This window comes from Cupriavidus sp. GW823-FHT07A04, from assembly GCF_058794615.1.
Genome location: NZ_JBXAHA010000011.1, coordinates 1 through 24,413, shown reverse-complemented (window position 1 = coordinate 24,413; position 24,413 = coordinate 1). Strand labels below are relative to the sequence as shown.

The window sequence follows — 24,413 nt, the reverse complement described above, 5'->3', positions numbered from 1 at the left end:
ATCGGCCAGTAAATCAGCCAGTAAATCAGCAAATAAGGGGGCGGCTCAGACAAGCGGCAACGTCAGGATGGTGCGGGCGGCAGGCCGTGCACGCATGGCCGCTGCCCAGCGCTCAAGGTGCGGGCGGGGCTGGTGTGTGACCGGCAGGCCCAGCCAGCGGTGGGCGGCGCAGGCAACCGGGATGTCGGCCATGGTGAAGCGGTCGCCGCAGATGAACTCACGCTGCGCCAGGGCTTCGTCGAGCCGGGCCGCGAGCGGTTCGGTGCGTTCCAGGGAGCGGGCGATCAGGTCGGGGTCGCGCTGCTCGGCGGGCAGCCGCACCAGGTGGCGGAATGCGTCGACCATGGCCGGGCTGAAGGCGTTGGTCTGCCAGTCCATCCAGCGGTCGGCCAGCGCGCGCGCCTTGACGTTGCCGGGCCACAGGGTGTCCTCGCCGTCGTGCGCGCACAGGTAGCGCACGATGGCGTTGGATTCCCACAGCACAAAAGGCTCGCCGCCCACGTCGGTGCCGCGGAAATCCTCGATCACCGGGATGCTGCGGTCGGGGTTGAGCCGGACATAGGCCTCGGTGTCGAGGTCGCCCTCGCTGACGCCAATGTCGATGCGTTCGTGGTCCAGGTGCAGCTCGCGCGCGCACCAGACCACTTTTTGCACGTTGATCGATGAGAGTCGACCCCAGATACGCAGCACGAAACCCTTCTCCTCAAGGCGTGGGCCGCGCATGCGCAATGCCTGCGCGTTCGCGGCCCGGACTGACAGGCGATGGCCATTATCTTGCCATGAAGCCCGCCAGCCCGGTATCAGTCAGGAGACGTATCCGTGCCACGCGTGTCGCTCAAGCGACGCTCAGGCGGCCTTGGCTTGCGGCGCGTGCTTGGCGATGGCTTCGCGGAACAGCGTGCCGAGGATGGCCACGCCTTGCTCGATGCGCTCCGGCGCCACCGTGACAAAGGCCAGGCGCAGCGCATTGCGGCGCGGGTTGCTGGCGTAGAACGGCGCGCCCGGCACATAGGCCACATTGCGCTTGACCGCTTCTTGCAGGATCTCCATGCTGTCCAGGCCCTCGGGCAGCTCCATCCAGATGAACATGCCGCCTTCCGGCGCGTTCCAGGTCACGCCTTCCGGCATGTGGCGCGCGAGCGAATCCAGCATGGCCTGGCACTGCGCCGCGTAGAGCGTGCGGATGGTGGGGATATGCGAGTCCAGCAAGCCATCGCGCACCACTTCATAGGCAAGGCGCTGGGTGAAGCTGGGCGTATGCAGGTCCGACGCCTGCTTGGCCTGGCACAGCTTGAAGTGCAGCTCGGGCGGGGCGATCACAAAGCCCAGGCGCAGGCCGGGGGCCAGGATCTTGGAGAACGAGCCCATGTAGATCACGCCGTCGGGGTTCATCGACAGCAGGCTCGGCAACTGGTCGCCGCGATAGCTCAGTTCGCCGTAGGGATCATCCTCGACCAGCAGCACGCCGAGCTCGCGGGCGCGGGCCACCAGGGCCTGGCGGCGCTCCAGCGGCATGCGCCGCCCGGTGGGGTTCTGGAAGTTGGGCAGGGCGTAGAGGAAGCGCGCGCCAGCGGTCAGCTCGGGCGTGAGCGATTCCGGCAGCAGGCTCTTGTCGTCGCCCGGCACCGAGACGAACTCGGGCTCGAACAGCGAGAAGGCTTGCAGCGCGCCAAGGTAGCTGGGCGTTTCCACCAGCACCGGGCTGCCCGGGTCGATCAACACCTTGGCGATCAGGTCCAGCGCCTGCTGCGAGCCGGTGGTGATCAGCACGCGCTCCACGTCCACGTGATGGCGCTTGGCGATGAATTCGCGCAGCGGCATGTAGCCTTCGGTGGCGGCGTACTGCAGGGCGGCTTGCGGGTTGTCGGCGAAGATCCGGGCCACCGCCTGTTCCATGGCCGCTACCGGGAAGGTGGCCGGCGACGGCAGGCCGCCCGCGAAGGAAATAACTTCCGGACGCTCGGTCACTTTCAGGATTTCGCGGATAGCCGAGCTGGTCAGCTGTTGCGCCCGGCGGGAAATGGCCCAGTTCATGATGTTCTCTTGGTGTGTGGGGAGTCGGGTTGGCTCGACTCAGTCAACGATAAAAAGCCGCGCCCCGGTCGGGGTGGACGAACGGTGCGGCTCGGCCTGGTCGGCGACCTGGTAGCTCGTGCCCGCGCGGAGCACGAAATGCCGGCCGTCTTCCAGCTCGGTATGCAACTCGCCTTCCAGCACAAAAAGGATGTGCCCTTTGGTGCACCAGTGATCGGCGAGATACCCGGCAGAATACTCCACCATGCGAACGCGGATGTCGCCGAACTGGCGGGTGCGCCAGAGGGCTTCCCCGGTGTCGCCGGGGTGGCGGGTCGGGGTGATGTCGGACCAGTCGGTGGTGCCGAAAGGCAGGTTGTCGATGCGCATGGGTGGGCGGTGCCTTCAGTTGGTTGGGCGCAGGGCGGGGGTATCCCCCGGTCCCTGGCCTGACTTCCATTCACTTGGTTCTGCTTTCTTGCTTCACGCCGGCTTACTTCACTTCGACGATCATCTCGATCTCGACGCAGGCGCCCAGCGGGACCTGCGCTACGCCAAAGGCGCTGCGGGCATGCTTGCCGGCTTCGCCGAAGACTTCCGCCAGCAACTCCGAGGCGCCGTTGGTCACCAGGTGCTGCTCGGTGAAGTCTTCCGTGGAGTTGACCAGGCTCATCACCTTGACGATGCGGGTGACGCGGTCCAGATCGCCGCCCAGGTGGGTGTTCAGCGTGGCCAGCAGGTCCACGGCGATGGCGCGAGCGGCAACCTTGCCGTCTTCGGTGCCAAGGTCCTTGCCCAGCTTGCCTACCCAGGGTTTGCCATCCTTGCGGGCAATGTGGCCCGAAAGGAACACGGTGTTGCCGGTTTGCGCGGCCATGACGTAGGCGGCGGCCGGTGCGCCAGCGGTCGGCAGTGCGATGCCGAGGCGGGCAAGGGTGTCGTGAACGGACATAGGGTCTCCAGTCAGAGGGATCGTGCCGTAGGGGCAGGGTGGGGTTCTTCGGCGGCGGGCGCGGGCATGGGACTCGCGGGGGCGCTGCGCACGGCGGTCCGGCGGCCCAGGGCTACCACGCCGATCACCGCCACCGCAAACGCCAGGGTGACGGCATCAAGCGGTTCGGCCAGCAGCAGGGCGCCGCCCGCCAGCGTGAGGAACGGCTGCAGCAATTGTATCTGCCCGACGCGCGCCACGCCGCCTTTTGCGAGCCCGGCGTACCAGAACAGGAAGCCGATGAACATCGAGAATACGGAAACATAGCCCATGCCGAGCCAGGCGCGCGGCGAGGCGGCTGCGATCTGGCCGGCATGCGCAAGCCCCAGCCAGGCCACCACCGGCAGCAGCAGCGGCAGTGCCACGGCCAGCGCCCAGCTGATGGTTTCCAGCCCGCCAAGCTCGCGCGACAGCTTGCCGCCCTCGGCATAGCCCAGCGCACCCAGCACCATCGCCGCGAACAGCAGCCAGTCGGCATGCTGCAGCCCGCCGGCGCCTTGCCACAGGGCAAAGGCGACCACCAGCGCACTGCCGGCGGCGGCCGACAGCCAGAACGCCGGCGATGGCCGCTCGCGGCCGAACCAGGCGGCGAAGACCGCCGTGGCCAGCGGCAGCAGGCCGGTAATGATGGCGCCGTGGCCGGCCGGCACTTCACGCATGGCCAGTGAGGAAAACAGCGGAAAGCCCACCACCACGCCCAGCGAGGTGACCCCCAGGCGCCACCACTGGCCGCCCCGGGGACGGCGCGCGCGGGCGAACGCGCCGCGCTGCCACAGCAGCACCAGCGCCAGCAGCGCCGCCACCACCGCACGGCCGAGCGCGACGAAGGTGGCGTCCAGCTCGGCCACCGCCATGCGCGTGAAGGGCAAGGTCTGGCTGAACACGGCCACGCCGACTAAGCCGAGCAGCATGCCGCCGCCGTGGGTGTCGGCAGGGGCGCTAGCGATGGGTTGGACAGAGGTGGTTTTGGCAGCCATGGCGTTTGAGTTTGAATTAGTGCAGGGTGGGCCGGCCAGCCAGCGCAATCCACAGCGCCGTGAGTGCCAGCGCCAGGCCCATTGCGCGGTTGAACCAGCGGATGCGGTGGCCAACCTGCAGCCATTGCCGCAGCGTGGCGCCAATCACGCCGTACACGCCATTGCTGACAAAGCCGAACACGCCGAACACCGCGCACACCAGCACGGCCCGATGCACCGGCGACTGCGCGCCTGCCATATACGAGGCGGCTGTAGCCAGCGCCAGCATCCACGCCTTGATATTGGCGTACTGCAGCACGGCCGACTGCCACACCGACAGCGGGCGCAGCACCTGCTTGTCCGACAGCACGGTACTGCGCGCCAGTTTGAGCGCCAGCCACAGCAGGTAGAGCACGCCGGCGGCATGCACCAGCAGCGCTAGCGCCGGGCTGGCCAGGATCAGCGCGCCCACGCCCGCCGCGCACAGCGCCAGGATGCTGGCAAAGCCGAACGCGACGCCCACGCAGTGCGGCAGCGTGGCGCGCAGGCCAAAGTTGGCGCCGGTGACCGCGGCAATCGTCGTGTTGGGGCCGGGCGTGAAGGCGCCGACTGCCATGAGCGACAGCAGCGCGGCGAACTGGGCGGCCGACAGCCCGGTGAGCAGAGCGGGATCCATCTATCGTCCTGCCGCTCTCACGCTGCGAACTGCACGACCACGCGGCGGTTGGTGCGGCTCTTCTTCTCGATCTTGGTCACCAGCACGGCGCCGATCTCGCCGGTGGCCGCGACATGGGTGCCGCCGCAAGGCTGGCGGTCCACGCCGGGGATGTCGATGATGCGGATGACGCCGCTGCCCGCGGGCGGCGCCGCGCCCACCGTGCGCACCAGCTCGGGCTGCTCGGCGAGTTGCTCGGACGTGATGCGCTCCACCTGCACCCGGCTGTCGGCGCCGATCAGCGCATTGAGCTGCTCGGTGAGCACGGCCTTGTCGAGCGTGGATTCCGGCAGGTCGAAGTCGATGCGCGCCGAGTCGGGCGAGATGCCGCAGCCGGTCACTGGCACCGGGATCAGCGAGCCCAGCAGGTGCAGGCAGGTATGCAGCCGCATCAGCCGGTGGCGGCGCTCCCAGTCGATCGTGACGGCCACGATGTCGCCCGCCTCCGGCAGCGCCGTACCCGGCGCCGGGACGTGCAGGATATGGCTGCGGTCCGGGGCGTACACGGTTTCCAGCAGTGCGATGGTCGCGCCGTTGGCCAGCTTGAGCGTGCCGGTATCGCCCGCCTGGCCGCCGCTGCGCGCGTAGCACACGGTCTGGTCGAGCTCGATGCCGTCAGCGTGCACGGCTACCACGGTGGCGGTGCAGCTGCCGAGATAGGCGTCGTCGTCGAAGCGTTTGCGGGTGGCGGACATCAGAGGGGCTCCTTGGCGGTTGTTCTTGTTGCGACAGTATTTCTTGTGTCTTGCTGCGTGCGTCTTGCGGCGTGCGGCTCAGCGCAGCGTGCGCACGCCATCGGGCGTTTCTATCTCCGCGCTCAGTTCCGCGAGCGTGGATGCTTCCGGGACGAACCGGGTGCCGCCCAGCCATTGCAAGGCCTCCGCGAGCCGCGCGGCCTGTGGATGGCGTGCCCGCAGCGAGCGCAGCGCCAGGCCCTGGTTCGGCAGCCGGGACGACGGATGGGTCGAGACATCCCACTGGATCAGCGTGGGGAGGATGCCGTCGCCCGGCGTCGCCGGGCCGTCCGTGCCATCCGCATCGTCAGCCGGCCACGCGGGCAGGCTGCCGTCTTGCGGCACGGTGATGCGCCAGCGCAGGTCGCCACGGGTCATCGGGATGACCGGCGGGATGCGCGTGGGGTACTGCGCCTGCCACAGGGACAGGTCGGTGGGGCGTTCCACCCGCGCAACCCAGTGCATCAGGAAGGGACCATGGCGCAGCCGGGCCTGCACGGCCTCGGTGTCCAGGCCAAACCAGCGCGGCCGCGTGGGGGCCGGTGCCTCGGGGTCGATGGCGATGACTTCCAGGTAGATGCCGCCGAACAGGCCGAGCAGGCAATTGTGGGTGCCCATGCCAGGGTGCGCGCCGCCCGGCTGGGGCGTCACGCCGAGCGCGTCGGCGACATGCTGCGCCCCCGCTTCAAGCGTGAGGGCGGCGATCACGAGATGGTCGAGGGCAATTGTCATTGTGTGTTGATGGTAGACAAGGTTGTCGGTACAGTACCGATACAGTTATGCAGAACATTCTCAGTACAGTGGCGGGAGCAAGGCATGAACAGCAGGGAACCGGTTGCGCCAGGGCTCAAGGATAAAGGAGCCGGGGCAGGCAAGCAGGAGGGCGCGGCTTTCCACGCTGGCGAAGAGGCTGGCGAGCAGGTGCGCTCATTGCGCCTGGTCATGCCGCCCCCCACCGAGCGCATGCCCGACCCTGTGCCCTCGGCGCAGATGACGCTGGTGGAGCAGTTGACCGAGTGGGCGCGGCTGCGCATCGACGAGCGGGTCTTTCGCGCCGGCATGCGCATGCCCTCGATTCGCCAGCTTGCGCAGGAAAAGGGCATCTCGCGCTTCACCGTGGTCGAGGCCTATGAGCGGCTGGTGGCGCTGGGCTACCTCGAATCCCGCCGCGGCTCGGGCTTCTACGTGCGCGAGCGCACGCCGCAAGTGGTGCCGGTGGCCCCGGTCTCGACCGGCGCGCGCAACATCGACGTAACCTGGCTGCTGCGCAGCATGTTCCACTCGACCGAGCCGCATAAGTCTCCGGGGATGGGCTTCCTGCCCAACGACTGGCTCGACGGCGACCTGATCGCCAGCGCGCTGCGCGGGCTGGGCCGCCAGCCGGGCAGCCATTTCCTGGCCAGTGGCACGCCGCAGGGCTTCCTGCCTTTGCGCCAGCAACTGCGCAACCGCCTGGCCGAACTGGAGATCGGCGCCACCCCCGAGCAGATCGTGCTTACCTCCGGCATCACCCAGGCGCTCGACCTGATCGCGCGGCTCTACCTGCGCCCCGGCGACGCCGTGCTGGTGGGCGACCCGGCGTGGTTCGTCATGTTCGGCCGCTTCGCCGCCCAGGGCGCGCAGCTGATCGGCATGCCTTACACCGCCGAGGGCCCGGACCTGGAGGCGCTGGAGCGCATCCTGCAGGCGCGCCGCCCGCGCCTGATGGTGATCAACTCGGTGCTGCACAACCCCACCGGCACCTCGCTGTCGGCCGCCAAGGCCTTCCAGCTGCTGCGCCTCGCCGAGCAGTACGACCTGCTGATCGTCGAGGACGACATCTATTGCGACCTGTGCCCGCCAGGTCACTCCGCCACCCGGCTGGCCAGCCTGGACCAGCTGCGCCGGGTGATCTACCTGGGCAGCTTTTCCAAGACGCTGGCCGCCAATCTGCGCGTGGGCTTTATCGCCGCCCATCCGGAGCTGGTCGCCAGCCTGACCGACAGCAAGCTGCTGGCGGGCCTGGCCTCGCCGGAGATCAACGAGCGCGTGCTGTACAAGGTGTTGACCGAAGGCCATTACCGCAAGCACGTGGAGCGCGTGCGCAACCGGCTTGACCGGGCGCGCGACGAGACCCGGCGCACCATTGAGCGGATGGGCCTGTCGCTCTTTGCAGGCCAGCACGCCGGCATGTACCTGTGGGCGGACACCGGGCGCGATACCAACGCCATCGCCGTCGCCGGGCATGAGGAGGGCTACCTGTTCGCCCCCGGCAGCTTGTTCTCGCCGTCGCAGATGCCGTCCGGCTGGATGCGCTTCAATGTGGCTAGCAGCCAGGACCCTGCCATGCTGGCCTTCCTGGCGCGCCAGCTGGAGCGGCGCTAACCGGGGCCTAACCTGGTCCTAGCCGGGCCATGTCTTGAAAACCGGTCGGATGCCCTTATGTCTCGGGTCACCGGCCTGACGCCGGCCCGCAGCCCCCGGCTGCCGGCCCGTCACATTGCCTAGATTCCCAAATCAGCCAAGTTTGCCAAGATTGTTAAGAGGAGAACCATGACCGCACCGCACGAGACGATGAGCTTCCAGGCGGAAGTGAAGCAACTGCTGCACCTGATGATCCACTCGCTGTACAGCAACAAGGAAATTTTCCTGCGCGAGCTGGTTTCGAATGCTTCCGACGCCACTGACAAGCTGCGCTTCGAGGCGATTGCCAACCCGGCCCTGCTCGAGAACGACGCCGACCTGGCGATCCGCATCGAGGCCGACGCCAAGGCCCGCACGCTGAAGATCACCGACAACGGCATCGGCATGAGCCGCGACGAGGCGATCCGCAACCTTGGCACCATCGCCCGCTCGGGCACCAAGGAATTCTTCCAGCAGCTCTCCGGCGACCAGCAGAAGGACGCCGCCCTGATCGGCCAGTTCGGCGTGGGCTTCTATTCGGCGTTCATCGTGGCTGACAAGGTCACCGTGGAAACGCGGCGCGCCGGCCTGCCCGCCAGCGAAGCCGTGCGCTGGGAAAGCGCAGGCGATGGCGAGTTCACCGTCGATGCCATCGATCGTGCCGAGCGCGGTTCCACCATCACGCTGCACCTGCGCGAAGGCGAGGACGATTTCCTCTCCGCCTGGAAGATCAAGGGCATCATCCAGAAATATTCCGACCACATCTCGCTGCCGATACGCATGCCCAAGGAAGTCTGGGATGCCGAGGCCAGCGCCTACAAGGACACGGGCGAGTGGGAGAGCGTGAACCAGGCCAGCGCCCTGTGGACCCGCTCCAAATCGGACATCACCGAAGCGCAGTACACCGCTTTCTACCAGCACATCGCGCACGACAACGAAGCGCCGCTGGCCTACACCCATAACCGCGTCGAAGGCCGCAGCGAATACACGCAGCTGCTGTACGTGCCGGCGCGTGCGCCGTTCGATATGTGGGACCGCAACCACAAGGCCGGCCTCAAGCTCTATGTGAAGCGCGTCTTCATCATGGACGATGCCGAGCAGTTGCTGCCGGCATACCTGCGCTTCGTCAAGGGCGTGGTGGATTCGGCCGACCTGCCGCTCAACGTCTCGCGCGAACTGCTGCAGGAAAGCCGCGACGTGAAGGCCATCCGCGAAGGCTGCACCAAGCGCGTGCTGTCGATGCTGGAAACGCTGGCGGACAGCGAGGACGAAGCCGAACGCGCCAAGTACACCACCTTCTGGCAGCAGTTCGGCCAGGTGCTCAAGGAAGGCCTGGGCGAAGACGCCGCCAACCTGGAGCGCATCGCCAAGCTGGTGCGCTTTGCCTCCACGCATCAGGACAGCGCCGAGCAGAGCGTGGCGCTGGCTGCCTACGTGGGCCGCATGAAGGAAGGCCAGGACAAGATCTACTACGTCACGGCCGATAGCTGGGCCGCGGCCAAGTCGAGCCCGCACCTGGAAGTGTTCCGCAAGAAGGGCATCGAAGTCCTGCTGCTGACGGACCGCGTGGACGAATGGATGCTGTCCTTCCTGCGCGAGTTCGATGGCAAGGAACTGGTCTCGGTGGCACGCGGCGACCTGGAGCTTGGCGCGCTGGCCGACGCCGACGAGAAGGCCGAGCAGGAAAAGGCCGAAGGCGACTGGAAGGACGTGCTGGAACGCGCCAAGGCTGTGCTGGATGGCAAGGCCAAGGACGTGCGCGTCACGCTGCGCCTGACCGAGTCGGCATCCTGCCTGGTGTCGGACGAAGGCGACATGAGCGGCTACCTGCAACGCCTGCTGAAGCAGGCCGGCCAGAAGGCGCCCGACGCCCAGCCCATCCTGGAGCTGAACCCCGACCACGCGCTGGTGAAAAAGCTGCGCGCGCTGGTAGAGGCCGGTCCCACGGACGACGCCTTCGGCGACCGCGTGCACGTACTGTTCGACCAGGCCCTGCTGGCCGAGGGCGGCACGCTCGAAGACCCCTCGATCTACGTGCAGCGCGTCAACAAGCTGCTGGCGTAAGCGTAGCGGGTTTGCTCCCTCTCCCGCCTGCGGGAGAGGGACCGGGAGAGGGCGGGCGCCGGCAGCAAGCATGATGCATGCAAGCCGCGCAGGCGCCCGTCCTCCCCCGGGGCCAAGTACACTCACCCCATGCCCGTCCCATCTCCCGCATCCCCTCTGGTTCTCCCCCCCGATCTACAGCAAGGCCTTGCACCGGTCATCGATCGGCACATCCGCGTACTGGTGCTGGGCAGCTTTCCCGGCGCGGCGTCGCTGGCGGCGCAGCAGTATTACGCGCATCCACGCAACCAGTTCTGGCCGCTGCTGGGCGCGCTGACCGGCGAGCCCCTGCCTGCTTTGCCTTACGCCGATCGTTTGGCGCGGTTGCTGTTCCACGGCATCGGCGTGTGGGATGTGCTCGGCGCCTGCGTGCGCGAGGGCAGCCTGGACAGCAATATCCGCCATCCGCAGGCCAACGACTTCGTGCGGCTCAAGGCGCTGGCGCCTGCGTTGCGCCGCGTCGGCTTTAACGGCGGTACGTCGGGTCGTTTCGCCGCGCAGTTTGAGGCGGCAGGCTATGAGACTGTGGTGCTGCCCTCATCGAGCCCGGCACATGCGGCGCGCAATTTTGAGCAGAAGCTGGCGTTGTGGCGTGCGCTGCTGAACTAAGCGCTGATATTCGTGCCGGCGGGCAAGCCGTCGGCTGCCGCAGAGGGGCAAATTACCGCAGAGTCGCTCGGGCGTCTATGATCGAAATCTCGATATGCCAACCGGCGCGAAGCCGCGCCGGGCGCCCAAGGCTGTTGTTTTGTTCGCAGTCATTTCAGTGAAGGTTCCCATGCCACGCTCTGACTGGACCCGCGAAGCGATTCGCAAGATCGAAGCCGACTTCAACCGCTGCGCCGATACGCACCTGATTCCGCTGGACCTGCCGGGATATCCGCAAATCCGCTTCTATTTCAAGGATGAATCCAGCCATCCGACCGGCAGCCTGAAACATCGCCTGGCGAGATCGCTGTTTCTCTACGCGCTTTGCAATGGCTGGCTGAACGAAAAAAGCACCGTCGTGGAGGCGTCCAGCGGCTCGACGGCCATCTCCGAAGCCTACTTTGCCAGGCTGCTCGGCTTGCCCTTCGTGGCGGTGATTCCGGCGGGTACCTCAAGGGCGAAAATCGAGGCGATCGAATTCTATGGCGGGCGCTGCCAACTGGTTGCCAATCCGGCGGACATCTATACGGAATCGCACTGCATAGCGGTGGAAACCGGTGGCCATTTCATGGACCAGTTCACCTATGCGGAGCGTGCTACCGACTGGCGCGCCAACAACAATATCGCCGAGTCGATTTTCAAGCAGATGGCTGACGAGGAATACCCGGTTCCGACGTGGCTCGTGGCCAGTGGAGGCACCGGTGGCACCGTCGCAACATTGGGCCGCTACGTTGCCTACAGTCGGCATAGAACCCGCATTCTTTGCGCCGACCCGGAGAACTCCGTATTTTTTGACTATTTCAAAAGCATGCTGGCGGGCCAGCCGGACAGCAGCCTGAGCCTGGACGTCGGCTCGCGGATCGAGGGCATCGGCCGCCCGCGTGTCGAGCGCTCCTTTATTCCGACGTGCATCGATGCGATGCTCAAGGTACCCGATGCCTTGTCCTTTGCCGCGATGCGCTATCTGGCCGCGCGCTTCGGCCGTCGCGTGGGCGGCTCGACAGGCACCAACTTCGTCGGTGTGCTGTACCTGGCCGAGCGGATGGCGGCGGCGGGCGAGCAGGGCGCCATCGTCGGCTTGCTGTGTGATAGCGGTGAACGCTATGGCAATACTTACTATGATGATGCATGGTACCGGGCGCAGGGAATTCCCGTCGCGCAGCCCGATGCCCTGATCGCTCGCGCAGTCAACGGCGAACCGCTGCTGACACGGCAGGCTCATGCGGGGATCGAGGCTGCGGGGCTTGGGGTTCAGGACGCATCCTAGCTGCCGAGATCAACTGCCAGCGATTCCACTCACAACGCCAGCGCAGCCATCTCCCCATAGGCCCGGTTCAGCCAGACCTTGACGCGCTGGCGCTCCAGCATGCCGAGCCCGGTGGCGGCGCGCTCCGGATGATTGACCGCGGCCCAGAAGCTGGTGCTTTGCTGATCGATCTTCTGCATGGTCGTATCGGGCAGGTGGCGTAGCGTCATCACGCTGGCGCCCAGCGCTTCGGCGCGGGCGCGTTCGCCCGAGGCTTCCAGGATCTCGAAGCGATCGCCGCGGACTTCATTGAGGACCAGCACCAGCTTGATGCGGCCGCCGAACTGGTCAAGCCACTGGCGCAGCAGGTCGACCGAGTCGCGGCCCGCATCCATCACGTGCCACCAGGTGAGCGTCAGGCCATGCGCTTCGGCCAGCGCCAGCACGTCGGCGTCGTCCATCCATTTTGCTAGTGCGTGCTGCGTCTGGGCCGCGAGGTCGACCAGGATGCGCCGCTGCGGGTCTTCCACGGCGTGCTCGATAATGGGGTCCAGGCTGTCGTGCTTGTCCAGCACGGCGGGCGCGGCAAAGTCGGCATAGAAGCGCAGCAGGGCGCCGTGCGACTTGTCGGTGTCGAAGCCCAGGAACGGCATGCTCCGGTCGATAAAATGCTGGGCTAGCAGGCGGGCGACGAGCGATTTGCCGACGCCGCCTTTTTCACCACCGATGAAGTGGATGTAGCTCATATCTGCGGATCCTTTGTCGTGGGGGCCAGGTTTGGGGGGAGCGTCTCGGGCCTTGGTAAGGCAAGCCAGGCAGGTATGCCAGGAAGCCAAGCGCAGAACGTAAGCGCAGAACGTAGACGCAAGACAGCCTTACCGTAAAAGGCATTTGTGACAGTAGCAAGTAGCATGCCGCATCGGGCACCCCGGCCGCATCTGTCACAATCACGGCTGTGCATGCCGGTGGGAAGGCCGCCGGCCAACGCTTTGCAGGATAGATAGACAATGCCGTATCTAGGAATTGGTTTTCACGTCATCATCGCCGTGTTCTTCGCCGTGCACGCGGTGCGCACCCAGCAGAACATGTACTGGCTGCTGATCCTGTTTGCCTTCCCGGGCCTGGGCAGCGTGGTGTATTTCTTCGCCATCTACCTGCCCGGGCTGCGCCAGACGCGGGGTGCGCGGGCCGCCAAGCGCGCCATTGGCCAGTTGGTCGACCCCAACCGCGCGGTGCGCGAGGCGCGCGACGCGTTCGACCGCGCGCCCACCGTCGATCACCGCATGCGCCTGGGCGCCGCCTTGCTCGAGGCCGGCGAGTCCAAGGCTGCGCTGGAACACTATGAGGCCGCCGCCAGCGGGCCGTTCGCCACCGACCCGGCGCTGCTGCTGGGGTTGGCGCGCGCGCAGTTCGCCACCGGTGGCCATGCCGCTGCCGTGGCGGCGCTGGAGCGCTTGTTCGCCTCCCAGCCCCAGGCCCGCCAGCAAGCGGACCCTGCATTGCTGTACGCTCGCGCGCTGGCCGCGTCGGACGCGCCCGGCACGCGGGCTGCATTCGAGCAGGCGCTGACTTGCGCCAGCGATGCCGCCGCGCGCTGCCTGTTTGCCGACTGGCTGACGGCCCGCGGGGAACCGGCCGACCGCGAGCGCGCCCAGGCGCTGTACGCGGAGATCGTGCACGACGGCAAGCACTGGCCGCGCCACGCCCGCGAGCACAACCGGGAGTGGCTGCAGCGTGCCCAGGGCGCGCTCGGCAAAGCCTGATCCCGGGTCGATCCGAACTGACTTACGTGCGGCCCCGCTGGGCGGCACGCTTACACGCATTCTTCCTGACCACCATGACTCTTCTCAAACGCAAATCGATTGAAGCCGTGGCCTCGCGCCGTCCCGCGCGCGGCGCGCGCAGCCCTGAGGACGGACGCGGCGCACGCAGCGCGCAAGCTGCGCAGCGCGAGGAAAAGCGCATGACCCTGCGCTTCGCGCCGGTGACCTTCTCCGAGATGGACGGTGTGCGCTACCTGCATTTCGGCACCGAATGGGTGCAAGGCGCCATGCGCCTGCGCAAGCCCGATGCCATCGAGCTGGAGTACGCGCAGCAGATGATGGCGTGGCTGTTGTTCCTGTCGCCCTCGGCGCCGGAGTTTCACGTGACGCAGCTGGGCCTGGGCGCGGCTGCGCTCACCAAGTTCTGCCATCGCCAGTTCAGCCGCGCGCGGGTGACGGCGGTGGAGCTCAACCCGGCCGTGATCATTGCGGGCCGCAGCATGTTCGGCCTGCGTGAAGACGACGAGCGCCTTACCGTGCGGGAGCAGGATGCGTGGGATTACGTGATGGATGGCGCGCACACCGGCGCGCTGGATGTGCTGCAGGTGGACCTGTATGACGCCACCGCGCGCGGGCCGGTGCTTGACACCACGGCGTTCTACAAGGCGTGCCGCCGTGTGCTCAAGGCGCCGGGCGTGATGACGATCAACCTGTTCGGCGATCACGACAGTTTCCCGAAGAACATCGTGCGGATCTGCGAAGCGTTTGATAACCGCGTGCTGGTGTTCCCCGAAGTGCACGACGGCAATGTCATTGCGCTTGCCTTCAATGGGCCGGCAATCGATGTGTCGTGGGACGTGCTGGAGATTCGCGCGAAGGTGCTGGAGGATACGACCGGGTTGCCGGCGCGCGAATGGGTGAAGGGTTTGCGCGCGGCGAACGCAAACCAGGAAGACGGCCTGCGGATCTGATTCAAGCTGCCAGGTAGGTGGCGGCGCCGGGTTCAACGCCCAACGCCGCCTCGCGAAACGCCTCTCTGCCTCTCTCTTACTGCTTGTGGAAGAACTGCGCCAGCGACCACTCGTCGGTGCGCGCTTCGTACTTCAGGTCCTTGCGCATGGCCCACATCGCCAGCTGGCTGTGCGAGGGGATGATGGCGTGGTCGGCCAGGGCGAACCTGGCTGCGGCGCGGGCGTTTTCCTCGCGGGCCTTGTCGCTGGTCACCGTGGTCAGCGATTTCTCGATCAGCTGGTCGAGCTGGGTATTGCTGTATTTGCCCCAGTTCCACGTGCCGTATCCCGTCTTGGGGTTCGGCGTGCCGGTGATCGATCGCAGCGCCACGTCGGCCGCTGCCGAGCCCCAGCCCAGCATCTCGAACGCAAAGTCGCCCTGGCGCGCACGGGTGAAGTACGCGGCTACCGGTAGCGTTTCCACCTTGGTCTGGATGCCGATGCGCGTGAGCATGCTGGCGGTGGCCTGTGCCACGGCAGCATCGTTCAGGTAGCGGTTGTTGGTGGCGTGCAGCGTCAGGCCGAACCCATCCGGATAGCCCGCCGCGGCCAGCAGCTTCTTGGCGCCTTCGGGGTCATAGGCCTCTGGCTTGGTGCCGGGGTGGCCGAAGATCTGCGGCGAGACGATCGACGAGGCCGGCACGGCCAGGCCTTCCATGATGCGGCTGACGATGGCGTCGCGGTTCAGCGCGCGGCTGATGGCGGCACGCACGCGTGCGTCCTTGAAGGGGTTCTTGCCCAGCGGCTTGCCGGCCTTGTCGGTGACGTAGGGCGGGTTGTCGCGCGACTGGTCCATCTGCCAGAAGATGGTGCGCCACGAGACCTGCTGCTCGATGCGGAACTTGGGGTTCTGCCTGAGCTTGGCCACGTCCGCGGACGGCACGCTTTCGATCACGTCGACGTCGCCGGACAGCAGCGCCGCGCTGCGCGCGCCGTTGTCCGTGATGATGCGAAAGATCGCGCGATCCCATTCCGTCTTCGGGCCCCAGTAGTCGGGGTTCTTCGCCATCACGATTTCCTGCCCGCGCGCGAAGCGCACGAACTTGAATGGGCCGGTGCCGATCATCGCCTTGCCGGAGTCGAAATCCGCCTGGCTCAGTGTGGCAGCTACCTTCTTCGGCATGATCGGCACGCTGTTCAGGTCGTTGGCCAGGTTGGCGTAGTTCGGCACGCTCATGGTCAGGCGCACGGTCAACGGGTCGGGCGTGTCGATGCGCGCGATCGGCTTGGTGTAGCTGGTGAAGGAACCCGGGCTGTTGGTGAGCTTGTCGGGGCGCTCGAGCGAGGCCTTGACGTCTTCGCTGGTAAACGGCGTGCCGTCATGCCATTTCACGTTGGGGCGCAGCTTGATTTCCCAGGTGATGGCGTTGACCGGTTTCCACGACAGCGCCAGGCCGGGGATGTAGCGGGCATTCTTGTCGAGGAACACCAGCGACTCGAAGATATGCAGCGCGATGGCGTTGTTGGGGCCGGAGTTGTTCCACTGCGGGTCCATCGAGGTCACGTCGGCGGACAAGCCGATGCGCAGGTCTTCGGCCTGCGCCGCACCGGCGGGCAACAGCATCAGCGCGGCACTGCCGAGCGCGAGCGCGGCACCGGCTTGCAGCAGCGCGCGGCGCGGCATCATGGCGGCGAGGCTGGAGGTGTGGCGTGTGCGGCGTGTGGCGGTCATCGGGATGCGCTCCTCGTACGGGCCGTCGCCAGGATGGGATGGCGGCGGCGGGTTCTCAGATGGGGTGGCGGGTCACGCTTGGGCGGCCCGCTGGTTCACCCCGGTTGCCCGCATTGTGCCGTCAAAACGACATCTGCGTGCGACATCGACGTCATATCCTTATGCTCGCAGCAGTGGATGGCATTTGTCCACGCCCGTCGCCAGCGCCGCATGCCCCGGCGATCCCGCAGCGCTCGGCAGCCGGGTAGAATCCCGCCCATGTTTGCCAACTCCCGCACCATCACCTCGGCCCAGGCCGATGTCCACGACCACCTCGAGGCGCGCCTTGCCCGCCACCTGGCCGAGCCCTTTCGCAAGCCGATCGGCGAGCCGAGCCGGCGCGCGCTGGATCTTGCGTTGCAGCAATGGCAGCAGGCCGGAGCGGCCCCGCTGATCCTGGACGCCGGTTGCGGCGTGGGGGAGAGCACCTTGCGCCTGGCCACGGCGTTCCCCGGGCATTTCGTGATCGGCGTGGATCAGTCGGAGAAACGGCTGACCGGGGGCAAGGACTGGTGGGATGGCCCGATGCCGGCCAATTTTGCCTGGGCGCGCGCGGACCTGGTCGACGTCTGGCGGATGCTGCAGTCGGATCACATCGCGGTGGATCGCCATTACGTGCTGTATCCCAATCCCTGGCCCAAGATCGGCCACCTGGGGCGGCGCTGGCAAGGCCATGCGGTGTTCCCGGCGCTGGCTGCGTGCGGCACGTACCTGGAGTGCCGCAGCAACTGGCAGGTCTACATCGACGAGTTTGCCCAGGCCCTGGCGCTGGTCGGCCGGCCAGCGCAGGTCGAGCTGTGGCAGCCGGCCGAGGCCATCACGCCGTTCGAGCGCAAGTACGCGGCCTCCGGTCATGCGCTGTGGCGCTGCGTCAGCCCGGCGGCCGCCGGCTGAAGGAAAAACGGCCCGCGCAAGGCGGGCCGTTGGTCGGGCAGGGCGAAGCGACGCAGCTCAGTGGAACAGCGGCTGCTGGGTGGGCGCGTCTTCCGGCAACTCGGCGTGGACGATCTCGCCAGAGCGGTCGGCGTAAAGCGGCGTGCCGCAGTCTTCGCAATACTCGGGGTCGAACAGCGCGGCGTGGCGGAAGATGTCTTCCACCCCGGCGTTGCGCAGTTCCTCGCAGATCTGCTCCAGCGGGTTGTCCTTCTCGCTGGCATCGATCTCGCCGGACTCGCGGCCATACACCGGCCAGACGATGCCGTAGATCACATCCTTCTCGCCGCGCATGGTGAAGCCCACGCGGTATTCCTCGACTTCTTCCTCGCCGAATGCCGCCACCACGGCCGCCATCTGGCCGGCCGGCACGTCCAGCGTGCCGCACAGGTAGTTGACGGCAGCGCGCACGGTCAGCGGGCGGATGCTCTTGTCGGATTCGCGGCAGGACAGGAAGAAGGCGTCGGGTAGCAGCAGGTCGAACTCACAGCCGGGCATTAGCAGCGCGATCGACGGCTGCACCTGGGTGCGCCATTGCTCCAGGCAGACGCTGCGCTCGGCATGGTGCTCCTTGGCGTCTTCCTGCCAGCGGAACAGGGCCTGCTCGTGCGGTGCCACCACCACGGCCAGCAGGTAGCGCGGATCGGCCAGGATCGGCGCGGTTTCCGGCAGGTCGCGCAGGTCGACCTTGGGCGTGGTACCGGCCATGGCGGCCGATACCAGCTTGTAGGTCAGGGCAAAGGTGTCGCTGTGCGTGCGCGGCAGCTGGTCGATGCTGTACAGGTAGGGCGACAGCGCCATCTTGGTGTTGGCCGCCAGCACATGCGCCTGCATGTGCACAGCCAGCGTCTGCGACAGCTCGGGCTTGAGCGCGCCGGACGGGATGGCGTAGCGGGTGTGGGCCAGGATGGGCGCGGCGATCAGCAGGGCGTCGTAGCTGACGCCGTCGATTTCGACGGTAGCCGATTCGGCGAGGGTCTCGGCTTGCTCGGCGAGCACGTCGGAGGCGTCGGCGTTGTGCTTGAACAGGTGTTCGAGCGCTGCGTCGAGCGCGGATTGGCTGCCGTTCTTCAGGAGCCGGCCCAGGCGTTGCGAAAGACGCCGCTCCCAGTAGCCATCCTCCATGCGGCTGCCCGAGGCATCGAGCGCAAGCGCATCGGCCACCAGACGCTCGGCGTCAGGCGAAAGACGTTGGGAAGCCTTGGGGCGAAAACCTGCCATAAGTCGAAATCATCCGTTTTTCGGTAAAACGGTATTCTACTCGCTGCGTTGACAAAAAAAGCCGCCTGGGGGCCGGGCGGCTGTATTGCATTGCGTCAGGCAGCGCCGCGCAGCGGCGGAACCGACCGGGTTTCACTTCTGCGCGGGCGCTTGCGCAGCCTCCGGCGCGTGGGTTTCCACGCCGTGCTGCTCGCCGCCCATCGAGATGTCGCCGCCCTTTGACAGCATATACAGTGCCGCGCCGGCAATGACGACGAATGCGATGAAAATCTTTGCCATGATGTCTCCTGTGCGTTTCAGGCGGGGTTGGCCGGCATGGCTGTCCCGCGCAAGGCGTTTTCTTTGTGGATGACGGGCAGTTTGGCAGGGCAGCCTTGCGTGGAACTTACACCGGCCAACACTTGGGGTAAGCCCGGTACAAGCGACGGCTGATGCGCTTTAGGGCCAGCGCGGATGGCGCCCCAAAGAAAAACGCCACTGGCCATGGCCTCCGAAAGAGGCGCAGAGCCAGCGGCGTCACCCCTTGGCCCCGAAGGGCCAGGGTTGCTCCGGTCAGGCAGCCAGCAGCTGACGCAGCACGAACGGCAGGATGCCGCCGTGGTTGTAGTAGTCGACCTCGATCGGGGTGTCGATGCGCAGCAGCACCGGCACGCGCTGCACGTCGCCATTGGCGCGCTTGATCACCAGCGTCACGTCCTGCTGCGGCTTCAGTTCGCCTTCGATGCCTTCGATGTCGAAGGTCTCGTCGCCGATGATGCCGAGCGTCTGCACGCTGTCGCTGCCCTTGAACTGCAGGGGCAGCACACCCATGCCGACCAGGTTGGAGCGGTGGATGCGCTCGAAGCTGCGCGTGATCACGGCCTTCACGCCGAGCAGCTGGGTGCCCTTGGCCGCCCAGTCGCGCGACGAGCCCGTGCCGTACTCTTCGCCGCCGAACACCACGGTGGGCGTGTCCTCGGCGATGTACTTCATGGCGGCGTCGTAGATCGACAGTTCTTCGCCGGACGGCTGGTGCAGCGTCACGCCGCCTTCCACGCGGGAGCCGTCGGCCTTGACGGGCAGCATCAGGTTCTTGATGCGCACATTGGCAAAGGTGCCGCGCATCATGACCTCATGGTTGCCGCGGCGCGAGCCGTAGCTGTTGAAGTCCGCCTTGAGCACGCCGTTGGCCAGCAGGTACTTGCCCGCGGGCGACGATTCCTTGATGGAGCCGGCCGGCGAGATGTGGTCGGTGGTCACGGAGTCGCCGAAGACGCCCAGCGCGCGCGCATTGCGCACGCTCGACTGCGTGGCGGCCGGCTCCATGCCGAAGCCGTCGAAGAAGGGTGGCTCGGCGATATAGGTGGACTTCGGCCAGTCGTAGACCTGGCCCTTGGTGCCCTTGACCTTGGCCCACAGCTTGCTCGGCTTCTTGACCTGCTCGTAGTTGATCTTGAACACCTTCGAGTCCATCGCGAACTTCATCAGCGCGTGGATTTCTTCCGAGGTCGGCCAGATGTCGCCCAGGTAGATCTCGCGGCCGCCCTTGCCCGTGCCCACCGGCTCGGTCATCAGGTCGCGCGTGACGTTGCCGGCGATGGCGTAGGCCACCACCAGCGGCGGCGAGGCCAGGAAGTTGGCGCGGATGTTCGGGTGGATGCGTGCTTCGAAGTTGCGGTTGCCCGACAGCACGGCGGCGGCCACCAGGTCGTTCTTGGTGATGACCTCGTTCAGTTCCGGCGTCAGGTCGCCGGCGTTGCCGATGCAGGTGGTGCAGCCGTAGGCGGTCACGCCGAAGCCCAGCTTTTCCAGGTACGGCAGCAGGCCGGCGGCTTGCAGGTATTCCGTTACCACGCGGCTGCCAGGGGCCAGCGACGTCTTGATGTGCGGCGCCACCTTGAGGCCGGCTTCCACCGCCTTCTTGGCCAGCAGGCCGGCGGCCAGCAGCACGCTCGGGTTGGAGGTGTTGGTGCAGGACGTGATGGCGGCGATCAGCACGTCGCCGCTCTTCACATCGAGGCCGTCGGTCGTGGTGTAGGTCCGGTCCAGGTCGGCGATGTCCTTGTTGAAGCCGTTCTCGGCGGTCGGCTTGGCGAACAGCGAGGCAAAGGTGGACTTGACGTTGCCGATCTCGATACGGTCCTGCGGGCGCTTGGGGCCGGCCAGCGAGGGGGCCACGGTGCCCAGGTCCAGCGTGACCACATTGGTGTAGTCGATTTCGCCGGCCTTGGGCACGCCGAACATCTTCTGGGCACGGAAATAGCCCTCGAAGGCGGCAATTTCTTCTTCGGTGCGGCCGGTGCCCTTGAAGTAGTCAATGGTTTTCTCGTCGACCGGGAAGAAGCCCATGGTGGCGCCGTACTCCGGTGCCATGTTGCCGATGGTGGCGCGGTCCGGCAGTGCCAGGCTGGCCGTGCCTTCGCCGAAGAACTCGACGAACTTGCCGACGACCTTCTCGCGGCGCAGCATTTCGGTGATGGTGAGCACCAGGTCGGTTGCCGTCACGCCTTCGCGCAGGCGGCCCTTCAGTTCCACGCCGACCACGTCGGGCGTCAGGAAATAGACCGGCTGGCCCAGCATGCCGGCTTCCGCCTCGATGCCGCCCACGCCCCAGCCCACCACGCCGATGCCGTTGATCATGGTGGTGTGGCTGTCGGTGCCGACCAGGGTGTCGGGGTAGTACACGCCGTCCTTCTTGTGCACGCCGCGGGCCAGGTACTCCAGGTTCACCTGGTGCACAATGCCGAAGCCCGGCTGCACCACGCCAAAGGTATCGAAGGCCTGCATGCCCCATTTCATGAACTGGTAGCGCTCGTTGTTGCGCTGGAACTCCAGTTTCATGTTCAGGTCCAGTGCGTTCTTCTCGCGGAAGTGGTCAATCTGCACCGAGTGGTCGACCACCAGGTCCACGGGAACCAGCGGCTCGATCTTCTTGGGGTTCTTGCCCATCTTCTCGGCCACGTTGCGCATGGCGGCCAGGTCGGCCAGCAAGGGCACACCGGTGAAATCCTGCAGCACCACGCGTGCCACCACGAAGGGGATCTCGTCGACACGCTCGGCGACGGGTTTCCAGTGGGCGAGCTGCCTGACGTGCTCCTCGGTGACCTTCTTGCCGTCGCAGTTGCGCAGCACGGATTCCAGTACGACGCGAATCGATACCGGCAGGCGCTCGACCGCCACGCCTAGTGCCTTGCCCAGTTGCGGCAGGGAGTAGAACTGGCCCTTGCTCGACGGGCCGATCTTGAATTCTTTCAGAGTCTTATTGAGATTGTGGGGCATTGCCTTACTCCAATCGAAGGATGGTGCGGACTTGCTTGGACTCGTAAATCGTAAATCGTAAATCGTCTATTGCCGCCGGCTGCCGGAGAAGCAGGGTTGCCGCGCGGCGCGCGGCGCGGTTTTGCGCGCCGTGTTCATGCCTACTGCCCTTCTTGCTGATTGATCTTGCAGGACTGCTTTGCTGCCCAATCGCTAAACCAAGGTACGTGCCGCGTGGATTTTAGGCCAAGGCGTCTGCCGCCGTCAGCCCCCGTTGGCTTTGGCGCGCGCAAATCGGCCCTGTTTTTTTGCTCAGGCCGCTCAGATCATTCAGATCACGTACAGGTCGACATACTCATTGACCGGCATGGCCTCCAGGCGCGCCTGGTCCAGCGACACCGCCAGGATCGCTTGCTGCTGCCTGGCCGGAAAACGGCGGGCGAGGTTGGTCTTGAACTTCTCCACCAGCAGTGGGATGCCCTCGTCGCGCCGGCGCTTGTGGCCGAGCGGGTAGTCCACCACGACTTCGGGCAGCACCGTGCCGTCGTCCAGCGTCACGGTCAGCGCATTGGCGATGGAGCGCTTCTCCGGGTCGTGGTAGTCGGCGGTGAACTGCGGATCCTCCACGCACACGATCTTGTCGCGCAGGGCGTCGATGCGCGGGTCCGCCGCTATCTTGTCTTCATAGTCCTCGGCGGTCAGCCGGCCGAACAGCAGCGGTACCGCCACCATGTACTGGATGCAGTGGTCGCGGTCGGCGGGGTTGGCCAGCGGGCCTTTTTTGTCGATGATGCGGATGCAGGCTTCGTGGGTGCGGATGGTGACCTGCCTGATCTGCGCTGCCGTCTTGCCCGCGGCGCACAGCTGGCCGTGCAGGGTCATGGCGGCCTCTACCGCGGTTTGCGAGTGGAATTCGGCCGGGAAGGCGATCTTGAACAGCACGTTCTCCATCACGTAGGTGCCATACGGGCGCTGGAACCTGAAGGGCTGGCCCTTGAACAGTACGTCGTAGAAACCCCAGCCCTTGGCGCTCAGCACCGAGGGATAGCCCATCTCGCCGGTCCGGGCGATCAGCGCCAGGCGCACCGCGCGGCTGGTGGCGTCGCCGGCGGCCCAGCTCTTGCGGCTGCCGGTATTGGGGGCGTGGCGGTAGGTGCGCAGCGCTTGCCCGTCGACCCAGGCAAGGGACACCGCGTTGAGGATTTCGTCACGGGCCAGACCGAGCATCTGGGCAACCACGGCGGCGGAAGCCACCTTGACCAGCACCACGTGGTCCAGGCCCACCTTGTTGAAGGCGTTTTCCAGCGCGATGCAGCCCTGGATCTCATGGGCTTTGATCATGCCGGTGAGCACGTCCTTCATGGTCAACGGCTTGCGCCCGGCGGCCACGCTGTTGCGCGAGAGCCAGTCGGCGGTGGCGAGGATGCCGCCGAGGTTGTCGGACGGGTGGCCCCATTCGGCGGCCAGCCAGGTGTCGTTGAAATCGAGCCAGCGGATCATGGTGCCGATATTGAAGGCGGCCTGGATCGGGTCGAGCTGGAATTGGGTGCCGGGCACCTTGGCGCCGTTGGGGACCACCGTGCCGGGCACGATCGGGCCCAGCAGCTTGGTGCAGGCCGGATACGACAGGGCTTCCAGGCCGCAGCCTAGCGTGTCGATCAGGCAGTTGCGGGCCGTGTCGTAGGCAAGCGCGCTCTTGACCTGATACCTGGTGACGTAGTCGACGATGTCGGCCATGACCGGGTCCGGTTCAGGGCGGACGTTCGAAATAGGCGCGGACATGGGATCCCCTCGGATATTTGTGCTTCCTGGTGCCCATGGGGCCGTAGCCGGACGATGCCAGGTTACGGCCCCTTACTACTGATTACCGCTTACTGCTCTTACTGCTCTTATTGCTTATAGGTTGGTGCTTACTGCTTGGGCGCGGCCGGTGCCTGGGAGGCATCGGCTGCCGGTGCCGACGGGGCGATCAGCAACGGGGTGGCTACCGGAGCGCGCAGCGCGCCTGCCTGGGTCGGGGCCGAGCCGCCAGCCTGCATGTCCGCGGTCTGGCACTCGTCGGCCAGGCGCTGGCCGGCGTTCTTGTTGAACAGCATGGCCTTGCTCGGGATCACGACCAGGTCCAGGCCGGAGCGGGCGTCGAAGTAGCGGTCGGCGCCGGTTACGGTGGACAGGCGGGGCAGGCGGTATTCCTTGCCCTCCCAGTTCACGGTGATGACTTCGTCGCGCTGCATGTTGCCACCGATGTACAGGACATGGCCCAGTTCGCACTGCCATTTTTCGCCACTGGGGACGACTGCGGGTGCTGCTGCCGCGGTCTTCTTGGTGTGCTTCGCAGGAGCCTTCTTGGCGGGAGCGGCCTTCTTGGCCGGTTCCTGGGCCATCGCAACACCGGCGGTGGTCAGCGTAAATGCGCCGATGCAGGCGGCGAGGACAAGTTGCTTCATTCTGTGGGTTCCTTCTGGAGTTGGGTCAATGGCGGTGGCTTGCCGGCAAGGCCGGCAGCCATATCCGCCGCTATTCTCTACGATTTGAAAGTCGGGGCGTAGTGCCCCTACCATCCGTTACATAATTCGGTGTAGCCCAGACCGGGCAAGGGGGCGCCTTCGCTACATGGCAAGGCGGTTTGCGGCCCGCCCAGCCTATTTCCGTTTTCCGATCGGCACGAACTTGAGGTTTTCCGGCCCGGTGTAGTTGGCGCTGGGGCGGATGATCTTGTTGTCGATGCGTTGCTCGATGATATGCGCAGC

At 66.3% G+C, this 24,413-nt stretch carries 22 protein-coding genes; 7 read left to right on the top strand and 15 right to left on the bottom strand.

Annotated elements, in window-relative coordinates; all coding sequences use genetic code 11:
• Window positions 1–45: 45 nt before the first annotated feature.
• The 8 genes from AC1Q7Q_RS19700 to AC1Q7Q_RS19665 form a co-directional block, all read right to left on the bottom strand.
• Window positions 46–690, bottom strand: coding sequence for a glutathione S-transferase family protein (locus tag AC1Q7Q_RS19700; RefSeq protein ID WP_043352127.1), 645 nt, complete (start codon window positions 688–690; stop codon window positions 46–48).
• A 156-nt stretch (window positions 691–846) separates the two neighbouring features.
• A complete protein-coding gene (locus AC1Q7Q_RS19695; protein WP_492375396.1) occupies window positions 847–2,034 on the bottom strand; it encodes an aminotransferase-like domain-containing protein in 1,188 nt (395 codons plus the stop codon).
• Between the two features lie 39 nt (window positions 2,035–2,073).
• Window positions 2,074–2,403 carry a DHCW motif cupin fold protein gene (locus tag AC1Q7Q_RS19690; RefSeq protein WP_043348099.1) on the bottom strand — a complete coding sequence of 110 codons (330 nt, stop codon included), beginning with the start codon at window positions 2,401–2,403 and terminating at the stop codon, window positions 2,074–2,076.
• Window positions 2,404–2,506: 103 nt separating this feature from the next.
• Window positions 2,507–2,965 (bottom strand): RidA family protein, encoded by a 459-nt coding sequence (locus AC1Q7Q_RS19685; RefSeq protein ID WP_492375397.1) that lies wholly within the window; start codon window positions 2,963–2,965, stop codon window positions 2,507–2,509.
• 11 nt (window positions 2,966–2,976) lie between these two features.
• Window positions 2,977–3,915: a DMT family transporter gene (locus tag AC1Q7Q_RS19680; RefSeq protein ID WP_492375411.1), complete on the bottom strand. Its 939-nt coding sequence runs from the start codon at window positions 3,913–3,915 to the stop codon at window positions 2,977–2,979.
• Between the two features lie 82 nt (window positions 3,916–3,997).
• A complete protein-coding gene (locus AC1Q7Q_RS19675; RefSeq protein ID WP_492375398.1) occupies window positions 3,998–4,636 on the bottom strand; it encodes a LysE family translocator in 639 nt (212 codons plus the stop codon).
• 17 nt (window positions 4,637–4,653) lie between these two features.
• Window positions 4,654–5,370: an alanyl-tRNA editing protein gene (locus AC1Q7Q_RS19670; protein WP_492375399.1), complete on the bottom strand. Its 717-nt coding sequence runs from the start codon at window positions 5,368–5,370 to the stop codon at window positions 4,654–4,656.
• 78 nt (window positions 5,371–5,448) lie between these two features.
• On the bottom strand, window positions 5,449–6,141 hold the full coding sequence (locus tag AC1Q7Q_RS19665) for a VOC family protein (RefSeq protein ID WP_492375400.1): 693 nt from the start codon (window positions 6,139–6,141) through the stop codon (window positions 5,449–5,451).
• A gap of 210 nt (window positions 6,142–6,351) precedes the next feature.
• On the opposite strand from AC1Q7Q_RS19665, the gene AC1Q7Q_RS19660 reads away from it, so the two are divergent.
• The 4 genes from AC1Q7Q_RS19660 (at window position 6,352) to AC1Q7Q_RS19645 (ending at window position 11,809) form a co-directional block, all read left to right on the top strand.
• On the top strand, window positions 6,352–7,773 hold the full coding sequence (locus tag AC1Q7Q_RS19660) for an aminotransferase-like domain-containing protein (protein WP_492375412.1): 1,422 nt from the start codon (window positions 6,352–6,354) through the stop codon (window positions 7,771–7,773).
• Between the two features lie 168 nt (window positions 7,774–7,941).
• Window positions 7,942–9,855, top strand: a complete 1,914-nt coding sequence (htpG, locus tag AC1Q7Q_RS19655) for a molecular chaperone HtpG (RefSeq protein ID WP_492375401.1) — start codon at window positions 7,942–7,944, stop codon at window positions 9,853–9,855.
• A 129-nt stretch (window positions 9,856–9,984) separates the two neighbouring features.
• Window positions 9,985–10,503, top strand: a complete 519-nt coding sequence (locus tag AC1Q7Q_RS19650) for a DNA-deoxyinosine glycosylase (RefSeq protein WP_492375402.1) — start codon at window positions 9,985–9,987, stop codon at window positions 10,501–10,503.
• 169 nt (window positions 10,504–10,672) lie between these two features.
• Window positions 10,673–11,809, top strand: a complete 1,137-nt coding sequence (locus tag AC1Q7Q_RS19645; protein WP_492375413.1) for a PLP-dependent cysteine synthase family protein — start codon at window positions 10,673–10,675, stop codon at window positions 11,807–11,809.
• A 29-nt stretch (window positions 11,810–11,838) separates the two neighbouring features.
• Here the strand turns inward: AC1Q7Q_RS19645 and AC1Q7Q_RS19640 are convergent, their stop codons facing one another.
• Entirely contained in the window at window positions 11,839–12,534 is a 696-nt protein-coding gene (locus AC1Q7Q_RS19640; RefSeq protein WP_492375403.1) for a P-loop NTPase family protein, read from the bottom strand.
• A gap of 261 nt (window positions 12,535–12,795) precedes the next feature.
• Between AC1Q7Q_RS19640 and AC1Q7Q_RS19635 the strand changes: the two genes are divergently transcribed.
• Together AC1Q7Q_RS19635 and AC1Q7Q_RS19630 are read left to right on the top strand one after the other, a co-directional pair.
• Entirely contained in the window at window positions 12,796–13,551 is a 756-nt protein-coding gene (locus tag AC1Q7Q_RS19635) for a hypothetical protein (protein WP_492375404.1), read from the top strand.
• Window positions 13,552–13,625: 74 nt separating this feature from the next.
• Window positions 13,626–14,522 (top strand): class I SAM-dependent methyltransferase, encoded by an 897-nt coding sequence (locus AC1Q7Q_RS19630; protein WP_492375405.1) that lies wholly within the window; start codon window positions 13,626–13,628, stop codon window positions 14,520–14,522.
• A gap of 76 nt (window positions 14,523–14,598) precedes the next feature.
• On the opposite strand, the gene AC1Q7Q_RS19625 is transcribed toward AC1Q7Q_RS19630, so the two are convergent.
• Window positions 14,599–16,233 carry an ABC transporter substrate-binding protein gene (locus AC1Q7Q_RS19625; RefSeq protein ID WP_492375406.1) on the bottom strand — a complete coding sequence of 545 codons (1,635 nt, stop codon included), beginning with the start codon at window positions 16,231–16,233 and terminating at the stop codon, window positions 14,599–14,601.
• A 258-nt stretch (window positions 16,234–16,491) separates the two neighbouring features.
• Between AC1Q7Q_RS19625 and trmB the strand changes: the two genes are divergently transcribed.
• Window positions 16,492–17,166: a tRNA (guanine(46)-N(7))-methyltransferase TrmB gene (gene trmB, locus AC1Q7Q_RS19620; RefSeq protein ID WP_492375407.1), complete on the top strand. Its 675-nt coding sequence runs from the start codon at window positions 16,492–16,494 to the stop codon at window positions 17,164–17,166.
• A gap of 57 nt (window positions 17,167–17,223) precedes the next feature.
• Here trmB and AC1Q7Q_RS19615 read toward each other — a convergent pair whose 3' ends face one another.
• The 5 genes from AC1Q7Q_RS19615 to AC1Q7Q_RS19595 all read right to left on the bottom strand — a co-directional run bounded on the left by AC1Q7Q_RS19615 (window position 17,224) and on the right by AC1Q7Q_RS19595 (window position 24,110).
• Window positions 17,224–18,426, bottom strand: a complete 1,203-nt coding sequence (locus AC1Q7Q_RS19615; RefSeq protein ID WP_150986348.1) for a DUF2863 family protein — start codon at window positions 18,424–18,426, stop codon at window positions 17,224–17,226.
• 132 nt (window positions 18,427–18,558) lie between these two features.
• Entirely contained in the window at window positions 18,559–18,705 is a 147-nt protein-coding gene (locus AC1Q7Q_RS19610) for a hypothetical protein (protein ID WP_170301880.1), read from the bottom strand.
• Between the two features lie 273 nt (window positions 18,706–18,978).
• A complete protein-coding gene (gene acnA / locus AC1Q7Q_RS19605) occupies window positions 18,979–21,684 on the bottom strand; it encodes an aconitate hydratase AcnA (protein WP_492375408.1) in 2,706 nt (901 codons plus the stop codon).
• A 309-nt stretch (window positions 21,685–21,993) separates the two neighbouring features.
• Window positions 21,994–23,445 (bottom strand): bifunctional 2-methylcitrate dehydratase/aconitate hydratase, encoded by a 1,452-nt coding sequence (locus AC1Q7Q_RS19600; RefSeq protein WP_492375409.1) that lies wholly within the window; start codon window positions 23,443–23,445, stop codon window positions 21,994–21,996.
• Window positions 23,446–23,573: 128 nt separating this feature from the next.
• Window positions 23,574–24,110, bottom strand: a complete 537-nt coding sequence (locus AC1Q7Q_RS19595; RefSeq protein ID WP_492375410.1) for a hypothetical protein — start codon at window positions 24,108–24,110, stop codon at window positions 23,574–23,576.
• Between the last annotated feature and the right edge of the window lie 303 nt (window positions 24,111–24,413).

Coding starts and splice junctions, on each gene's coding strand:
- AC1Q7Q_RS19695 (WP_492375396.1), bottom strand. CDS start 2,034: ATGAACTGGGCCATTTCCCGCCGGGCGCAACAGCTGACCAGCTCGGCT.
- AC1Q7Q_RS19690 (WP_043348099.1), bottom strand. CDS start 2,403: ATGCGCATCGACAACCTGCCTTTCGGCACCACCGACTGGTCCGACATC.
- AC1Q7Q_RS19685 (WP_492375397.1), bottom strand. CDS start 2,965: ATGTCCGTTCACGACACCCTTGCCCGCCTCGGCATCGCACTGCCGACC.
- AC1Q7Q_RS19680 (WP_492375411.1), bottom strand. CDS start 3,915: ATGCTGCTCGGCTTAGTCGGCGTGGCCGTGTTCAGCCAGACCTTGCCC.
- AC1Q7Q_RS19675 (WP_492375398.1), bottom strand. CDS start 4,636: ATGGATCCCGCTCTGCTCACCGGGCTGTCGGCCGCCCAGTTCGCCGCG.
- AC1Q7Q_RS19670 (WP_492375399.1), bottom strand. CDS start 5,370: ATGTCCGCCACCCGCAAACGCTTCGACGACGACGCCTATCTCGGCAGC.
- AC1Q7Q_RS19665 (WP_492375400.1), bottom strand. CDS start 6,141: ATGACAATTGCCCTCGACCATCTCGTGATCGCCGCCCTCACGCTTGAA.
- AC1Q7Q_RS19660 (WP_492375412.1), top strand. CDS start 6,352: ATGCCGCCCCCCACCGAGCGCATGCCCGACCCTGTGCCCTCGGCGCAG.
- htpG (WP_492375401.1), top strand. CDS start 7,942: ATGACCGCACCGCACGAGACGATGAGCTTCCAGGCGGAAGTGAAGCAA.
- AC1Q7Q_RS19650 (WP_492375402.1), top strand. CDS start 9,985: ATGCCCGTCCCATCTCCCGCATCCCCTCTGGTTCTCCCCCCCGATCTA.
- AC1Q7Q_RS19645 (WP_492375413.1), top strand. CDS start 10,673: ATGCCACGCTCTGACTGGACCCGCGAAGCGATTCGCAAGATCGAAGCC.
- AC1Q7Q_RS19640 (WP_492375403.1), bottom strand. CDS start 12,534: ATGAGCTACATCCACTTCATCGGTGGTGAAAAAGGCGGCGTCGGCAAA.
- AC1Q7Q_RS19635 (WP_492375404.1), top strand. CDS start 12,796: ATGCCGTATCTAGGAATTGGTTTTCACGTCATCATCGCCGTGTTCTTC.
- AC1Q7Q_RS19630 (WP_492375405.1), top strand. CDS start 13,626: ATGACTCTTCTCAAACGCAAATCGATTGAAGCCGTGGCCTCGCGCCGT.
- AC1Q7Q_RS19625 (WP_492375406.1), bottom strand. CDS start 16,233: ATGACCGCCACACGCCGCACACGCCACACCTCCAGCCTCGCCGCCATG.
- trmB (WP_492375407.1), top strand. CDS start 16,492: ATGTTTGCCAACTCCCGCACCATCACCTCGGCCCAGGCCGATGTCCAC.
- AC1Q7Q_RS19615 (WP_150986348.1), bottom strand. CDS start 18,426: ATGGCAGGTTTTCGCCCCAAGGCTTCCCAACGTCTTTCGCCTGACGCC.
- AC1Q7Q_RS19610 (WP_170301880.1), bottom strand. CDS start 18,705: ATGGCAAAGATTTTCATCGCATTCGTCGTCATTGCCGGCGCGGCACTG.
- acnA (WP_492375408.1), bottom strand. CDS start 21,684: ATGCCCCACAATCTCAATAAGACTCTGAAAGAATTCAAGATCGGCCCG.
- AC1Q7Q_RS19600 (WP_492375409.1), bottom strand. CDS start 23,445: ATGTCCGCGCCTATTTCGAACGTCCGCCCTGAACCGGACCCGGTCATG.
- AC1Q7Q_RS19595 (WP_492375410.1), bottom strand. CDS start 24,110: ATGAAGCAACTTGTCCTCGCCGCCTGCATCGGCGCATTTACGCTGACC.